At 71.7% G+C, this 420-nt stretch carries 1 protein-coding gene; it reads right to left on the bottom strand.

Annotated features, from left to right (window positions below; genetic code table 11):
• Positions 1–72: 72 nt before the first annotated feature.
• A partial coding sequence (locus ABD844_RS43255) for a hypothetical protein (protein ID WP_344892377.1) occupies positions 73–420 on the bottom strand: 348 nt, incomplete at its 5' end.

Genomic DNA, 420 nt, shown 5'->3' with positions numbered 1-420 from the left:
ATGTCGTCCGGTGCACGGCTGCGCTTCGGTCGGTCCGCCGGTGACCGAGGGCCACCGGCGGACCGGCCCGGGTCACTCGAAGGGCTTCTTGAGGAACCCTCGAATGAACCCGATGACGAACGCCCCGCCTCGGCCGACGTCGCTCATCCAGTCCCCGTACTTCGGGATCATGCCGATGCCGTTGCTGATGTTGGTGGCGTACTTGTCCTGATACTGAAGCCCGACCTCCAGCCCCCTGTTGACCCGGGGGTGCCGGATCGCGACCCGCTGGACGGGGCCCGGCCGCGACCCACTCGCGCTCGGCGGCCGGGTCGCCGGTGTGCGGGCCGCCTTGGGCGGCGACTGCCTCTGAGCCGCCCTCCGGCTGGACGGACGCGTGCCCGGCCGGTGCCTGATCGTGGTCTTGGGCCTGCTCGCGCG

Source organism: Nonomuraea antimicrobica (assembly GCF_039536965.1).
Classification (GTDB): domain Bacteria; phylum Actinomycetota; class Actinomycetes; order Streptosporangiales; family Streptosporangiaceae; genus Nonomuraea; species Nonomuraea antimicrobica.
Note: the sequence above shows the minus strand (reverse complement) of the source record. Positions and strands in the feature narration are given on the sequence as shown.